The sequence below is a fragment of the Streptomyces sp. NPDC005803 genome (assembly GCF_040630435.1).
Lineage (GTDB): Bacteria > Actinomycetota > Actinomycetes > Streptomycetales > Streptomycetaceae > Streptomyces.
Genome location: NZ_JBEXXO010000026.1, coordinates 76,500 through 93,120 on the forward strand (window position 1 = coordinate 76,500; position 16,621 = coordinate 93,120).

Consider the following 16,621-nt stretch of genomic DNA (forward strand, 5'->3'; position numbering starts at 1 on the left):
GCTCCGCTTGGGCCCCCTGCTCGCTCAATCGCCGGAAGGGCGGGAGGTGGCCGGCCGGCGTTCGGCGGGGGCTTGGGGCTGTCGGCTCAGCGCGGCCAGGCGGGTGCGGGCGGCCGGTTTCGGGGGGATCAGTTTCGGCAGGTGGTGCGGCAGCGCTCCGTACCACGCGTACGACACCGCGTAACCGAAGGCCAGGCACGCCATGCCGCCCACCGCGTCCAGCCAGAAGTGGTTCGCGGTGGACACGATCACGATCAGCGTGACCATCGGGTAGAGCAGGCCCAGGATGCGCGCCCAGGGGGCGGACGCCAGGGCGAAGACGGTCAGGCCGCACCACAGTGACCATCCGATGTGCATGGAGGGCATCGCCGCGTACTGGTTCGACATCTGTTTGAAGTTGCCCGACGCCATCGAACCCCAGGTCTGGTGGACCATGACCGTGTCGATGAAGTGGCCGCCGTTCATCAGCCGGGGCGGGGCCAGCGGGTACAGGTAGTAGCCGAGCAGCGCCACCGCCGTGGTCGCGAACAGCGTCAGGCGGGCCGGCGCGTAGCGGCCGGGGTGGCGGCGGAACAACCAGACGAGCACGCCGATGGTGACGACGAAGTGCAGGGTCGCGTAGTAGTAGTTCATCGACACGATCAGCCATGTCACCGAGTTGACGGCGTGGTTGACCGACCGCTCCACGCCGATGCCCAGGAACCGCTCGACGGACCAGAGCCAGTCGGCGTTGGAGAGGGCCGCCGCCTTCTGTTCGGGGACGGCGTTGCGCACCAGCGAATAGAGCCAGTAACTGACGGCGATCAGAAGGATCTCGAACCAGATGCGCGGCCGCCGGGGCGACCGTGGGGCACGAAGTCCCGCGAGGCCCCGGTCGCGCAGTCTGCCGAACCGCGTCGCGTGGCCGTTCTGCCGCGTATTCGCCTCGGGAGCCGCCTCGTTCACGATGGGTGACGGGGTGGCCTCCGGACGGCCTTCCTGTGGTTTCACGCTCAATTCACCCATAGGCACAGAGTCTGCCAGATTCGCCCCCTCCGCCCGATGATCCTCCGGTCGAGAGCGGCCTGCACGTCCTGCGGGCTACGGACGCGCGTGGGACCCTGGGAGGGCCGGGGCGGTGCTGGCCGCGCCGGGGCCGGGGCCCGCGGCCGTCGAACCGCGTACGACCAGTTCCGGCATGAAGACGAACTCGCTGTGCGGGGCGGGTGTGCCGCCGATCTCCTCCAGGAGCGTGCGCACCGCGGCCTGGCCCATCGCCGTCACCGGCTGCCGGATCGTGGTCAGCGGCGGATCGGTGAACGCTATGAGCGGGGAGTCGTCGTAGCCGACCACCGAGAGGTCGCGCGGTACGTCCCGGGAAAGCCGGCGCGCGGCCCGGATCGCGCCGAGCGCCATCATGTCGCTCGCGCACACGACCGCCGTGCAGCCCCGCTCCATCAGCGCCGAGGCGGCCGCCTGGCCGCCCTCCAGCGTGTACAGGGAGTGCTGGATCAGCTCCTCCACCTCGTCCGCGGTCAGGTTCAACTGCTCCTGCATCGTGGCGTGGAAGCCCTCGATCTTGCGGAGTACGGGGACGAAGCGCTTCGGGCCGACCGCCAGCCCGATCCGGGTGTGGCCCAGCGACACCAGGTGCGTGACCGCGAGCCGCATGGCGGCCCGGTCGTCCGGTGAGATGAACGGGGCCTGCACCTTGGGGGAGAAGCCGTTGACCAGGACGAAGGGCACGCCCTGGGCGCGCAGTTGTTCGTAGCGCTGCATGTCGGCCGAGGTGTCGGCGTGCAGTCCGGAGACGAAGATGATGCCGGAGACGCCCCGGTCGACCAGCATCTCCGTGAGTTCGTCCTCGGTGGAGCCGCCGGGAGTCTGGGTCGCCAGCACCGGGGTGTAGCCCTGCCGCGTCAGCGCCTGGCCGATGACCTGGGCGAGCGCCGGGAAGATGGGGTTCTCCAGCTCGGGCGTGATCAGACCGACCAGGCCGGCGCTGCGCCGGCGCAGCCGGACGGGCCGTTCGTAGCCGAGGACGTCGAGCGCGGCGAGGACGGATTCGCGGGTGGTCGCGGCAACACCGGGCTTGCCGTTCAATACGCGGCTGACCGTCGCTTCGCTGACCCCCGCCTGAGTTGCGATATCGGCAAGCCGTGCGGTCATGGGACTGGACTGTACCGGGCGGGGGTCGGATTGCCCACCATGCGCAGGAATCGGGCGACAGCGCCCGCACGGGGTCGGTGAGGGTGGGCCGCGCACCCTGGCGGCAACATCTTGCAAGAGCTTGCGAGACGGGTTTGCGGCCTGCGGTCGGATCGTCGCACTGCGGAATCGGACGTGGTGGCCCGCTACTGCCAGGGGTCGAGCACTCCCGTCAAGAGGCTTGACGGCAACCGTGAGGACACGCGAATGTAACGATCGCCGAAGCTTGCAGAAATCTTCCGCAAACTCTTTCGGCCGTCTTTCATCCTTGTTACGTTCACGTCGACCCGGCGCCGCGACGGAGCGGTACGGCAGTTGAAGGAGTTCAGATGCGACGTGGCATAACGGCCACCGCCCTGGTCGCGGCCCTGGCGCTCGCGGCGACCGCCTGCGGCAGCGATGACGACGGTTCCAAGGACACCGCCAAGGGCTCGGGCGAGCTCTCCGGCACCGTGACGTGGTGGGACACCTCCACCGCGGGCAGCGAGGACAAGGTCTTCAAGAAGATTGCCGAGGGCTTCGAGAAGCAGCACCCGAAGGTCGACGTCAAGTACGTCAACGTGCCTTTCGGTGAGGCTCAGAACAAGTTCAAGAACGCGGCCCAGTCCGGCTCCGGCGCCCCCGACGTGATCCGCTCCGAGGTCGCCTGGACTCCCGAGTTCGCGGACCTCGGTTACCTGGCCCCGCTGGACGGCACCACCGCCCTGGTGAAGCAGGACGACTTCCTGAAGCAGGCCGCGGCGTCCACCAAGTACGACGGCAAGACGTACGCGGTGCCGCAGGTCATCGACTCCATGGGCATCTTCTACAACAAGAAGATCTTCAAGGAGGCCGGCGTCGAGGTCCCGAAGTCGATCGACGAGCTGAAGACCGTCTCGAAGCAGATCAAGTCCAAGACCGGCAAGACCGGCTTCTACCTGCGCGGCGACGACGCGTACTGGTTCCTCTCCTTCCTGTACGGCGAGGGCGGCGACATGGTCGACGCCTCCAACAAGTCCGTCACCATCGACAACGCCGCCGGTGTCAAGGCGATGAAGGTCGTCAAGGACCTGGTCGACTCCGGGGCCGCGAAGACCGACGCGACGGACGGCTGGGAGAACATGCAGTCGTCCTTCAAGGACGGCGACGTCGCGATGATGATCAACGGCCCGTGGGCCGTCGCCGACACGTACGCCGGCAAGGAGTTCAAGGACAAGGCCAACCTGGGTGTCGCCCCGGTCCCGGCCGGCTCCGCCGCCCAGGGCGCCCCGCAGGGCGGTCACAACCTGGCCGTCTACGCCGGTTCCAAGAACCTCGACGCCTCCTACGCCTTCGTCGACTACATGACCTCCGTCAAGACGCAGGCCCAGGTCACCAAGGAGCTCAACCTCCTGCCGACCCGCACCTCCGCCTACGCCGAGGAGAGCGTCGTCGACAACGAGATCGTCGGCTTCTTCAAGCCGGTCGTCGAGAGCGCGGTCGAGCGTCCCTGGATCCCGGAGACCGGCAGCCTCTTCGCCCCGCTCGTCACCGAGTACACCAAGGTCCTCACCGGCCAGACCTCCCCGGAGAAGGCCGTCAAGACGACCGGCGACTCCTACCGCAAGCTCCTCAAGGGCTGGAAGTAACTCAGGAAGGCAGGCCGGCTGATGGCTGTCCACACCAGCCAGTCGGTGGCGAAGGCCGCGGGCGACGACGTCGCCCGCGGCCGGAGCCGCGGTACTGGTAACCCCCCGCCGCCGAGCAGGCTCCGGCGGGCTCTGTCGACGCACTGGTACGCCTGGACCATGGTCGCGCCCGTCGTGGTCGTGATCGGCGTGATCATCGGGTATCCGCTGGTCCGCGGCATCTACCTGTCGCTGACCGACGCCAACGAGCGCAACGTCGCACGGTCCATCGGTGTCAACCACATGCCCGCCACGTACGAGTTCTTGGGCCTGGACAACTACGCCGACGCGCTCACCGGTGACCAGTTCCTCGGCACGCTCGGGTGGACTCTGGTGTGGACGGTCTCCTGCGTGGCCATCACCTTCGCCCTCGGCATGGCCCTGGCGAACATCCTCAACCGCAGGATCGCCGGACGCTCCGCCTACCGGATGGCACTCATCCTGCCCTGGGCCATCCCCGGCTTCGTCTCCGTCTTCGCCTGGCGCTTCCTCTACAACGAGGACCGCGGGCTGCTCAACAAGATCCTCTCCGGCGGCGGCTTCGACGGCATCGCCTGGCTCGACGACCCCACCTGGGCGAAGGTCTCCGTGATCGCCGTCAACGTGTGGCTCGGCGTACCGTTCATGATGGTCGCCCTCCTCGGCGGCCTGCAGTCCATCCCCAGCGAGCACTACGAGGCCGCGGAGATGGACGGCGCCACCGCCTGGCAGCGCTTCCGCCACATCACGCTGCCCGGACTGCGCCCCGTCTCCACGACGGTGATCCTGCTCTCCACCATCTGGACCTTCAACATGTTCCCGGTGATCTTCCTGCTCACGCGCGGCGGACCCGGCGACGCCACCCAGATCCTGGTCACCCAGGCGTACAAGTTCTCCTTCGAGATCAGCCCGCGCGACTTCGCGCAGTCCTCCACGTGGGGCGTGCTGATCCTCGTGCTCCTGCTGCTCTTCGCCGCCGTGTACCGGCGAGTCCTCCGCACCCAGGGAGACGACTGGTGACCACCACCGCACCCACCCCCACCGCGCGGCACTCCGCGCCCAAGGTCCGGCTGCGCGGCGAGCGTTCACCGCTGGCCTCCACCGCACTGCACCTGACGCTGATCGTCGCGTCCGTGATCGCGGTCTTCCCCGTCCTCTGGGTCCTGCTCACCTCGCTGAAGCCCGCCGAGTTCGCGACCACCACGGACTTCTTCAAAGAGACGACCTTCGAGAACTACACGAACCTGCTCCAGAACACGAAGTTCCTGACCTGGTTCGGCAACTCGGTGGTCGTCGCGGGGCTCACCACGCTCCTCGGCGTGATCGTCTCCGCCTCCACCGGCTACGCCGTCAGCCGCTTCCGCTTCCCCGGCAAGCGCGGACTGATGTGGACGCTGCTGATCACCCAGATGTTCCCGGTCGCCGTCCTCATCGTGCCGATCTACAACATCATGGCGGGCATGGGGCTGCTGAATAAGCCGGCCGGTCTGGTCATCACCTACCTCACCATCTCGGTGCCGTTCTGCGCCTGGATGATGAAGGGCTTCTTCGACACCATCCCGCGCGAGATCGACGAGTCGGGCCAGGTCGACGGCCTCACCCCGTTCGGCACGTTCTGGCGGCTCATCCTGCCGCTGGCCAAGCCCGGCCTCGCCGTCACCGCTTTCTACTCCTTCATCACCGCGTGGGGCGAGGTGGCGTACGCCTCCGCCTTCATGGTCGGCGAGGACAACCTCACGCTCGCCGGCGGACTGCAGCTGTTCGTCAACCAGTACGGGGCCCAGTGGGGTCCGATGACCGCCGCGTCCGTGCTCATCGCGATACCCGCGGCCCTGGTCTTCCTGTTCGCGCAGAAGCACCTCGTCACCGGCATGTCCGCCGGAGCCGTCAAGGGCTGAGCGTCCGCGCCAGCACGGCCGTACGACCCGCACGCACCAGTCACGGTGGCGCCGGCATCCCGACCCGGTCCCGGCGCCACTCCCCACCCAGACACCCCAGGGACGACATGACCCAGCACCTCGCTGCCCCCTCCACCGGCACGTCCGACGAGGCCACGGGCCACCGCACCGGCTGGTGGCAGGACGCGGTGATCTACCAGGTGTATCCGCGCAGCTTCGCCGACGGCAACGGCGACGGCATGGGCGACCTCGCAGGCGTCACCGCCCGGCTCCCGTACCTCAGGGACCTCGGCGTCGACGCGGTGTGGCTCAGCCCCTTCTACGCCTCCCCGCAGGCCGACGCGGGCTACGACGTCGCCGACTACCGGGCCATCGACCCGATGTTCGGCACCCTGCTGGACGCCGACGCCCTGATCCGGGACGCCCACGACCTGGGCCTGCGCATCATCGTCGACCTGGTGCCCAACCACTCCTCCGACCAGCACGAGTGGTTCAAGCGCGCGCTCGCCGAGGGCCCCGGCTCCGCCCTGCGCGAGCGCTACCACTTCCGCCCCGGCAAGGGCGCCACCGGCGAACTCCCGCCCAACGACTGGGAGTCCATCTTCGGCGGGCCGGCCTGGACCCGGACCACCGACGCGGACGGCACGCCCGGCGAGTGGTACCTCCACCTCTTCGCACCCGAGCAGCCCGACTTCAACTGGGAACACCCCGCCGTCGCCGACGAGTTCCGCTCGATCCTGCGCTTCTGGCTCGACATGGGCGTCGACGGCTTCCGGGTCGACGTGGCACACGGCCTGGTCAAGGCCGAGGGGCTGCCGGACCTGGGCACGCACGACCAGCTGAAGCTGCTGGGCAACGATGTCATGCCGTTCTTCGACCAGGACGGTGTGCACGAGATCTACCGCAGCTGGCGCACCATCCTCGACGAGTACCCCGACACCATGGTGGCCGAGGGGCGTTCGTCGGAAGGGCGGCGGCGGGCGACGGGCGGGCGGATCGCCGTCGCGGAGGCGTGGACCCCGACCGTCGAGCGCACCGCCAACTACGTGCGCCCCGACGAGATGCACCAGGCGTTCAACTTCCAGTACCTGGCGACCGCCTGGGACGCGGCCGAGCTGCGTACCGTCATCGACACCTCGCTGAACGCCATGCGCCCGGTCGGCGCCCCCACCACCTGGGTGCTTTCCAACCACGACGTCACCCGGCACGCCACCCGCTTCGCCAACCCGGCCGGCCTCGGCACCCAGATCCGCACCGCGGGCGACCGCGAGCTGGGCCTGCGCCGGGCCCGCGCGGCCAGCCTGCTGATGCTGGCGCTCCCCGGCTCCGCCTACGTCTACCAGGGCGAGGAGCTCGGCCTGCCCGACGTCACCGACCTGCCCGACGAGGCCCGCCAGGACCCGTCGTTCTTCCGGGCCGAGGGCCAGGACGGCTTCCGTGACGGCTGCCGGGTGCCGATCCCGTGGACCCGCGAGGGCAGCAGCTACGGCTTCGGCGCGGGCGGCAGCTGGCTCCCGCAGCCCGCAGGCTGGGGCGAGCTGAGCATCGAGGCCCAGGCCGGCGTAGCCGGCTCGACCCTGGAGCTGTACCGGGCCGCGATCGCCGCCCGCCGGGTGCACCCGGGGCTCGGCGCCGGAACCGCGGTGGAGTGGCTGGACGCCCCCGAGGGCGTGCTGGTCTTCGCCCGCCCCGGCTTCGTCTGCACCGTGAACACGACGAGTGCCCCGGTCCGCGTCCCCGTACGCGGCACCGTCCTGCTGTCCAGCGCCCCGGTCCACGCCGACGGCGCCGAGATCGAGCTGCCGGCGGACACCACGGTGTGGTGGACGGTGTGAGTGTTCCCCTGCCGCGGGGCCCCGGCACGGGCGGCGCGCTGAGGCTGTCGGACATCGCCGGCCAGGCGTCCGTCAGCGAGGCGACCGTCAGTCGGGTGCTCAACGGCAAGCCGGGCGTCGCGGACACCACGCGTCAGCGGGTGCTCGCGGCGCTCGACATCCTCGGCTACGAACGTCCCGTACGGCTGCGGCAGCGCAGCGCCGGGCTGATCGGACTGGTGACGCCCGAGCTCACCAACCCGATCTTCCCGGCGTTCGCGCAGTCCGTGGAGCAGGTCCTGGCCGGTCACGGCTACACCCCGGTGCTCTGCACCCAGCTGCCCGGCGGCGCCACCGAGGACGAGCTCGTCGAGCAACTCGTCGAACGGGGCGTCGGCGGCATCGTGTTCCTCTCCGGACTGCACGCCGACACCTCGGCCGACCCGGCGCGCTACGCCGCACTGACCGACCGCGGCGTGCCGTTCGTGCTGATCAACGGCTACAACGAGCGCATCAGCGCCCCGTTCGTCTCGCCCGACGACACCGCCGCCGTGCGGATGGCCGTCGGGCACCTCGCCGAACTCGGCCACCGCCGGGTCGGTCTGGCCATCGGACCGCAGCGCTATGTGCCCTCCCGCCGCAAGCGGGACGGCTTCGTGGACGCCGCGGTCTCCTTGCTGGGCCTCGGCCGCGACGACGCCGAGAACCTGGTCTGCTCCACGCTGTTCAGCGTCGAGGGCGGTCAGGTGGCGGCCGGCGCGCTGCTGGACCAGGGGTGCACGGGCATCGTCTGCGGCAGCGACCTGATGGCGCTGGGCGTGGTGCGGGCCGCCCGGGACCGCGGACTCGACGTCCCGCGTGACGTGTCCGTGGTGGGCTTCGACGACTCGCAGCTCATCGCGTTCACCGACCCGCCGCTGACCACGGTGCGCCAGCCCGTCCAGGCGATGGCGGCGGCCGCGGTGGGCGCGCTGCTGGAGGAGATCGGCGGAAGTCCGGTCCAGCGCACGGAGTACGTCTTCCAGCCGGAGCTGGTGGTACGGGGGTCCACGGCGGCGCTCCGCAGCGCCTGAGGCGCCGTGCGGGGTGAGTGAAAGGCCGGCCGGAGGGGGGCCGGCCTTTTCGCGTACCGGATGCGGGGCGGCGCTCCGTCCGGGCGGGCGCTCCGTCCCGGTCAGCTGAAGGGCGCGGGCAGCAGCCGGACTCAGCCCGGACGACGTGACGGTCACGAGGCTGCCCTCGGCGCCCGCCTTCGTGCGGCACGACTCGGGCTCACCGATCGTGCGACGGGGGGGCGTCGGGCTGGGGTAGCCGCCGCGGACCCGGTGTGCCGGGCCGGGCGGAGCGTCCTGCAGCGCGGCTTCTGGCGCTGATCGCGGCTCAGGGGTGACACGCACAGGAGAGGCCCCGGGGCCGGCCCAGGGTGGGCCGGCGGGGAAGCGGCCTCGGGGCCTTTCCGGTGGTGTGACCGGCCCGGCCGGCCGGGCGCGTGAGGCCCCCGGTCACGGGGACCCCCGGCCGACCGGACCGGAGTCGGGAGAAACGTAACAGCGCTGCAATGTCTTGCGTAAGGCCTTGCAGGAAGAAATCTCCAGTATTTCGCGGAAGTGAGCAGCCGATGTCCAAAGGGTTGACCGGAACCTGACGGACTCGTACGGTCTCCCCGCGGCAAGGTTTGCATTCTTGCAGCAAGAAGATTCAGGAGCCTTGAGGGCAGGGCGCGTTGCCGTATGAGGCTGCACCGTCACCCGCATTTCCCCCACCGCAGGAGGAAAAATGGCCAGCAGACCCCTGTCTGCCGCGCTCGCCCTCGTAGCGGGCGCCGCCGCCCTCGTGGTCCCCGCCACGAACGCGCAGGCCTCCGCCCCGGGCGCCAAGGACGTCACCGCCGTCCTCTTCGAGTGGAAATTCGACTCCGTCGCCAAGGCGTGTACGGATTCCCTCGGCCCGGCCGGCTACGGCTACGTACAGGTCTCGCCGCCCCAGGAGCACATCCAGGGCGGACAGTGGTGGACCTCGTACCAGCCGGTCAGCTACAAGATCGCCGGACGGCTCGGCGACCGCACCTCGTTCGCCCGCATGGTCAGCACCTGCCACAGCGCGGGCGTCAAGGTCGTGGCCGACTCGGTCATCAACCACATGTCGTCGGGTTCCGGCACGGGCACGGGCGGGTCCTCGTACAGCAAGTACGACTACCCGGGCCTCTACTCGGTCAACGACATGAACGACTGTCAGTCGAACATCAGCAACTACGGCGACCGCGCCAACGTCCAGAACTGCGAACTCGTGGGCCTGGCCGACCTGGACACCGGTGAGGACTACGTCCGCGGCAAGATCGCCGGCTATCTGAACGACCTGCTGTCGCTCGGCGTCGACGGATTCCGCATCGACGCGGCCAAGCACATGCCCGCCGGCGATCTCGCCAACATCAAGTCGCGGCTGAGCAACCCCGGCGTCTACTGGAAGCAGGAGGCGATCTACGGCGGCGGTGAGGCCGTCTCGCCCGACGAGTACGCCGGCACCGGCGATGTCCAGGAGTTCCGCTACGCCCGCAGTCTCAAGCAGGTCTTCTCCAACGAGAACCTCGCCAACCTGAAGAACTTCGGCGAGGGCTGGGGCTTCATGTCCTCCTCGAAGGCCGCGGTGTTCGTCGACAACCACGACACCGAGCGCAACGGGGAGACGCTGAACTACAAGAGCGGCGCGAACTACACGCTGGCCAACGTGTTCATGCTGGCCTGGCCCTACGGCTCGCCGGACGTCCACTCCGGCTACGAGTGGTCCGACAAGGACGCCGGTCCGCCGAGCGGCGGCACCGTGAACGCCTGCTTCAGCGACGGCTGGAAGTGCCAGCACGCCTGGCGCGAGATCTCCTCCATGGTCGGCTTCCGCAACACCGCGCGCGGCGAGTCGGTCACCAACTGGTGGGACAACGGCGGCGACCAGATCGCCTTCGGCCGCGGCTCCAAGGCGTACGTCGCGATCAACCACGAGGGCTCGTCGCTGACGCGTACGTTCCAGACCTCGCTGCCCGCCGGCGACTACTGCGACATCCAGTCCGGCAAGGGCGTCACGGTCAACGGCTCCGGCCAGTTCACCGCCACGCTCGGCGCCGACACGGCGCTCGCCCTCCAGACGGGCGCCCGTACCTGCGCCGGCGGCGGCACCCCGACGGACCCGGCCGACCCCGGCACGGGCACGTCCGGCGCCTCCTTCGGCGTCAACGCCACCACCCAGCTCGGTCAGAACATCTACGTCACCGGCAACCAGCCCGCCCTCGGCAACTGGAACACCGGCAGCGCGCTGAAGCTGGACCCGGCCGCGTACCCCGTCTGGAAGCTCGACGTGAGCCTGCCCGCCGGGACGTCGTTCGAGTACAAGTACCTCCGCAAGGACGCGAGCGGCAACGTCACCTGGGAGAGCGGTGCCAACCGCACGGCCACGGTGCCGGCCTCCGGCAAGGTCACCCTGACCGCCGACGTCTGGCGCAACTGACCCCTTCCGCCCGCCTCACCCGCCCCATCCGCCGGACGGGCCCCACCGGCCCGTCCGGCCCCGCACCACCCGTACCCCTTCGAGGAGAACCCGAGTGAACCGTCCGTCCCTGCGGGTGTCCGCGCGAAGAGCGGCGCCCGCCGTCGTCGCGGCCGCCCTGTGCGCGGCCCTCGTGCCCGCGCTGCCCGCCGCCGCGGCCAGGCCGCCCGCCGCGCCGTCGGACGCCAAGCTGGCGGCCCAGCCCGCCCGCCACGACCTGACCCGTGAGCAGTTCTACTTCGTCATGCCCGACCGGTTCGCCAACGGCGACACCGGAAACGACCGGGGCGGGCTGACCGGGTCACGGCTGGAGACCGGGTACGACCCCACCGACAAGGGGTTCTACCAGGGCGGCGACCTCAAGGGGCTCACCGGCCGGCTCGACTACATCAAGGGGCTCGGCACCACCGCCATCTGGCTCGCGCCGATCTTCAAGAACCGGCCCGTCCAGGGCACCGGCAAGGACGCCTCGGCCGGCTACCACGGTTACTGGATCACCGACTTCACCCAGGTCGACCCGCACTTCGGCACCAACGCCGACCTGACGAAGCTGATCGCCCAGGCCCACCGCAAGGGCATGAAGGTCTTCTTCGACGTCATCACCAACCACACCGCCGACACCGTCGACTACGCCGAGAAGACCTACGGCTACAAGCCCAAGGGCGCCTACCCGTACCTCGACCGCGACGGCCGCCCGTTCGACGACGCCGCGGGCATGGCGAAGGTGGACGCCGACTCCTTCCCGTACAAGCCGGTCACCACCGGCGGCAAGACGCCGTCCTGGCTCAACGACCCGACGATGTACCACAACCGCGGCGACTCGACCTACGCCGGCGAGTCCACCACGTACGGCGACTTCTCCGGGCTCGACGACCTGTGGACCGAGCGGCCCGAGGTCGTCTCCGGCATGGAGAAGATCTACGAGAAGTGGGTCCGCGACTTCGACATAGACGGCTTCCGGATCGACACCGTCAAACACGTCGACCTGGACTTCTGGACCCAGTGGGCGACCGCGCTCGACACGTACGCGGCCGAGCACGGCCGCAAGGACTTCTTCATGTTCGGCGAGGTCTACTCCGCCGACACCGCGATCACCTCGCCCTACGTCACCCAGGGGCGCCTCGACGCGACGCTCGACTTCCCCTTCCAGGAAGCGGCCCGCCAGTACGCCTCGCAAGGCGCGCCCGCCGCGAAGCTCGCCGCCGTCTTCGGCGACGACTACCGGTACACCACCGACAAGGCCAACGCCTACGAGCAGGTGACCTTCCTCGGCAACCACGACATGGGCCGCATCGGGACCTTCCTGAAGCAGGACAACCCGAAGGCCGATGACGCGGAGCTGGTCAAGCGCGCCGGGCTCGCCAACGAGCTGATGTTCCTCAGCCGCGGGAACCCCGTCGTCTACTACGGCGACGAGCAGGGCTTCACGGGCGCCGGCGGCGACAAGGACGCCCGGCAGACCATGTTCGCCTCGAAGACCGCGGACTACCTCGACGACGACGAGCTGGGCACCGACCGCACGCACGCCGTCGACGCGTACGACACGAGTCACCCGCTCTACCGGTCCATCGCCGCGCTCTCCGAGCTGACCGCGAAGAACCCGGCGCTGCGCGACGGCGTCCAGACCGAGCGGTACGCCGAGGGCTCCGTCTACGCCTTCTCCCGCACGGACCCCGAGCGCGGCACCGAGTACGTCGTCGCCACCAACAACGGGACCGAGGCGAAGACCGTCGAGCTGGCCACCGAGTCCGCCGGTATGGACTTCCGTACGCTGTACGGCGGTTTTGGCACGGCCCGCAGCGGCGCCGACAAGAAGATCACCGTCACCGTCCCGGCGCTGTCCAGCACCGTGCTGCGCGCCGCGAAGCCGCTCGGCGCCCCCGCGGCCGAGCCCTCGATCGCGCTGAAGGCACCCGCCGCAGGCGCCACCGGCACCGTCGAGCTCACCGCCGACGTCGACGGCGGTTCCCTCAACCGGGTCGTCTTCGCGGCCCAGACCGGCAACGGCAAGTGGACCACCCTCGGCACCGCCGACCACGCCCCGTACAAGGTCACCCAGACCATCAGCGACACGACAGCCGCCGGGACACCGCTGCGCTACAAGGCCGTGGTCGTCGACCGCGCCGGGCACACCGCGAGCGCGCTCGCCACGTCGGCCGCCGGCCAGGCGCCGGCCCCGGCGAAGCCCGTCGCCGTCGAACGCGACTACGCCGTCGTCCACTACAAGCGCGCCGACGGCGACTACGACGGCTGGCAGGCCCGCTCCGGCGACACCACCGCCGCCTTCGCCGGCCGGGACGCCTACGGCGCCTTCGCCTGGATCAAGGTGCCCGAGGGCGCCTCCGCCGTCCCGTACACCGTCGAGAAGGCCGGCACGGCCGACGGCGCCGAGCGCACCGTCGACCTCGCGCGGACCGGACAGGTCTGGATCGAGCAGGGCAAGGACGGCCAGGCCGACACCGCCCCCGACGGCGCCTACCCGGCGCCGGACACCACCAAGGCCGTGCTGCACTACTACCGGGCCGACGGCGACTACGACGGCTGGGGCCTGCACACCTGGACCGGCGCCAAGGAACCCACCGACTGGTCCAAGCCGCTGCAGCCGGTGAAGAAGGACGCCTCGGGCCTCACCTTCGAGGTCCCGCTCGCCGACGGGGCCACCGCGCTCAGCTACATCCTGCACCGCGGCGACGAGAAGGACCTGCCCAGCGACCAGTCGCTCGACCTCGCCACCTACGGCCACGAGGTCTGGATGCTCGGCGGCACGTCCGGCTACCTGCTCCCGCAGACCGGCGGTGTCCCCACCCCCGACCTCACCAAGGCCGAGGCGCAGTGGATCGACTCCGACACCGTCGTCTGGAAGGTGAAGGCCACCGGCGCCACCAGCCAGCAGCTCGTCTACGCACCGAACGGCGGCATCTCCGTCGTCGACGGCGCCCTGAGCGACGAGGGCCGGTGGCTGCGGCTCAGCCCGTCCGCGCTGACCGACGCGCAGAAGGCGAAGTACCCGCACCTGAGGGACTACCCGGCGTTCACCGTCGACGCCCGTGACCGGGGCCGGGTCCGCGAGGCCCTGCGCGGCCAGCTGATCGCCACCCAGCGCGCCGCCAACGGCGCCCTGCTCGCCGCCACCGGCGTCCAGAGCGCCGGCGTGCTCGACGACCTCTACGGGACGAAGGCGAGCAGCGCCTCGCTCGGCCCGGTGTTCCACCACGGCCGCCCCACGCTGTCCGTCTGGGCGCCCACCGCCCGTACCGTCTCGCTCGAACTCGACGGGAAGACCGTCCCGATGCGGCGCGACGACCGCACCGGCGTCTGGTCCGTCACCGGGAAGCGGAGCTGGAACGGCAAGCCCTACCGGTACGTCGTGAACGTCTGGGCGCCCACCGTCCAAAAGCTCGTCACCAACAAGGTCACCGACCCCTACTCCACCGCCCTGACCACCGACTCCGCCCGCAGCCTCGTGGTCGACCTCGACGACCGCACCCTCGCGCCCAAGGGCTGGAGCACGCTCGCCAAGCCCGCGGCCGTGCCGCTGCGCGACGCCCAGATCCAGGAACTCCAGATCCGCGACTTCTCGATCGCGGACCCCACGTCCAAGCACCCCGGTGAGTACCTCGCCTTCACCGACACCCGCTCCGACGGGATGAAGCACCTCAGGGAACTCGCCGGCGCCGGCACCGACTACGTCCACCTGCTGCCCGCCTTCGACATCGGCACCATCCCCGAGAAGAAGCCGGACCAGCAGAAGCCGGCCTGCGACCTGTCCGTCTACGCCCCCGACTCCGAGGAGCAGCAGGCCTGCGTGGCGAAAGCCGCCGCGAAGGACGCCTTCAACTGGGGCTACGACCCGCTGCACTACACCGTCCCGGAGGGCGGTTACGCCTCCGACCCCGACGGCACGAAGCGCACGGTCGAGTTCCGGCAGATGGTGCAGGGTCTGAGCGGCGCCGGTCTGCGGACCGTCATGGACGTCGTCTACAACCACACCGTCGCCTCCGGCCAGGACGACAAGTCCGTGCTCGACCGGATCGTGCCCGGCTACTACCAGCGGCTCCTGGAGGACGGCACCGTCGCCACCTCCACCTGCTGCGCCAACACCGCGCCCGAGAACACGATGATGGGCAAGCTCGTCGTGGACTCGATCGTCACCTGGGCGAAGGAGTACAAGGTCGACGGCTTCCGCTTCGACCTCATGGGCCACCACCCCAAGGCCAACATCCTGGCGGTCCGCAAGGCGCTCGACGCCCTGACGATCGCCAAGGACGGCGTCGACGGGAAGAAGATCATCCTGTACGGGGAGGGCTGGAACTTCGGCGAGATCGCCGACGACGCCCGCTTCGTCCAGGCCACCCAGAAGAACATGGCGGGCACCGGCATCGCCACCTTCTCCGACCGGGCCCGCGACGCCGTGCGCGGCGGCAGCCCCTTCGACGAGGACCCCGGCGTGCAGGGCTTCGCGACCGGCCTCTACACCGACCCCAACACCTCCGCCCACAACGGCACCGAAGCCGAGCAGAAGGCCCGGCTGCTCCACTACCAGGACCTGATCAAGGTCGGACTCACCGGCAACCTCGCCGACTACACGTTCACCGACACCTCCGGCGCCACCGTCAAGGGCTCGGGCGTCGACTACAACGGAGCCCCGGCCGGATACGCCGCCGCCCCCGGTGACGCGCTGGCCTACTCCGACGCCCACGACAACGAGACGCTGTACGACGCCCTCGCCTTCAAGCTCCCGGCGGGCACCTCGGCAGCCGACCGGGCCCGCATGCAGGTCCTGGCCATGGCGACGGCCACCCTCTCGCAGGGCCCCTCGCTCTCCCAGGCCGGCACCGACCTGCTGCGCTCCAAGTCGCTGGACCGCAACTCCTTCGACAGCGGCGACTGGTTCAACGCGCTGCACTGGGACTGCCGCGCGGGCAACGGCTTCGGCCGCGGACTGCCGCCCGCCGCGGACAACAAGGCAAAGTGGTCCTACGCCAAGCCGTTGCTGACCAACGCGGCGATCAGCCCCGGCTGCGCACAGATCGACGGCGCCTCGGCCGCGTACCGGAACCTGCTCACCATCCGCGCCACGGAGAAGGACTTCGACCTCTCCACCGCCGCACAGGTGCAGTCCACGCTGTCCTTCCCGCTCTCCGGCAAGGACGAGACCCCCGGCGTGATCACCATGCGGCTCGGCAAGCTGGTGGTCGTCCTCAACGCGGCGCCCGGCGCCACCACCCAGAAGGTCGCCGCCCTGGCCGGCAAGGACTACGCCCTGCACCCGGTCCAGGCTGCGGGCGCGGATCTTACCGTCAAGAGGTCGACGTACGAGAGGAGTTCGGGAAGTTTCACCGTCCCGGGGCGTACGGTGGCGGTGTTCTCGCTGCGCTGACCCGCATCGGGACTACCGTGAGGGCAGCCGCCGGGGAGAGCCGCAGCACCCCACTCCCGGGCGCGCCCTCACACTCCACCCGGCCGGTCCCGGCCCCCTTCCCGTACGGCGCCGGCGTCGATCGCCCGCCGGTGCCGTACGGGTCACAGGGGGCCGGGACCGGCCGCTCCACCTGGTCAGCGA

The 16,621-nt window shown here is 70.1% G+C and carries 9 protein-coding genes; 7 read left to right on the forward strand and 2 right to left on the reverse strand.

Annotated features, from left to right (window positions below):
• Positions 1-24 precede the first annotated feature (24 nt).
• Complete coding sequence (locus ABZ454_RS30515; RefSeq protein ID WP_356322435.1) at positions 25-945, reverse strand: phosphatase PAP2 family protein; 921 nt, start codon at positions 943-945, stop codon at positions 25-27.
• Positions 946-1,080: 135 nt separating this feature from the next.
• Complete coding sequence (locus tag ABZ454_RS30520) at positions 1,081-2,148, reverse strand: LacI family DNA-binding transcriptional regulator (protein ID WP_359542746.1); 1,068 nt, start codon at positions 2,146-2,148, stop codon at positions 1,081-1,083.
• A 368-nt stretch (positions 2,149-2,516) separates the two neighbouring features.
• On the opposite strand from ABZ454_RS30520, the gene ABZ454_RS30525 reads away from it, so the two are divergent.
• From ABZ454_RS30525 to pulA, 7 genes are all read left to right on the forward strand, one after another.
• Positions 2,517-3,794 carry an extracellular solute-binding protein gene (locus ABZ454_RS30525; protein ID WP_356322416.1) on the forward strand — a complete coding sequence of 426 codons (1,278 nt, stop codon included), beginning with the start codon at positions 2,517-2,519 and terminating at the stop codon, positions 3,792-3,794.
• Positions 3,795-3,815: 21 nt separating this feature from the next.
• Complete coding sequence (locus ABZ454_RS30530) at positions 3,816-4,832, forward strand: sugar ABC transporter permease (protein WP_359542747.1); 1,017 nt, start codon at positions 3,816-3,818, stop codon at positions 4,830-4,832.
• On the forward strand, positions 4,829-5,710 hold the full coding sequence (locus ABZ454_RS30535; RefSeq protein ID WP_356322415.1) for a carbohydrate ABC transporter permease: 882 nt from the start codon (positions 4,829-4,831) through the stop codon (positions 5,708-5,710). The genes ABZ454_RS30530 and ABZ454_RS30535 overlap by 4 nt, the downstream gene beginning before the upstream one ends.
• Before the next feature lie 107 nt (positions 5,711-5,817).
• The gene (locus ABZ454_RS30540; protein WP_356322414.1) at positions 5,818-7,545 is read left to right on the forward strand and encodes a glycoside hydrolase family 13 protein; all 1,728 of its coding nucleotides are present in this window, start codon (positions 5,818-5,820) and stop codon (positions 7,543-7,545) included.
• Positions 7,530-8,597: a LacI family DNA-binding transcriptional regulator gene (locus tag ABZ454_RS30545; RefSeq protein ID WP_356322413.1), complete on the forward strand. Its 1,068-nt coding sequence runs from the start codon at positions 7,530-7,532 to the stop codon at positions 8,595-8,597. Before ABZ454_RS30540 ends, ABZ454_RS30545 begins: the two co-directional genes overlap by 16 nt.
• A 703-nt stretch (positions 8,598-9,300) precedes the next feature.
• Entirely contained in the window at positions 9,301-11,019 is a 1,719-nt protein-coding gene (locus ABZ454_RS30550; protein ID WP_356322412.1) for a carbohydrate-binding module family 20 domain-containing protein, read from the forward strand.
• A gap of 94 nt (positions 11,020-11,113) precedes the next feature.
• Positions 11,114-16,438, forward strand: coding sequence for a pullulanase-type alpha-1,6-glucosidase (gene pulA / locus ABZ454_RS30555; RefSeq protein ID WP_359542751.1), 5,325 nt, complete (start codon positions 11,114-11,116; stop codon positions 16,436-16,438).
• Positions 16,439-16,621: the final 183 nt, after the last annotated feature.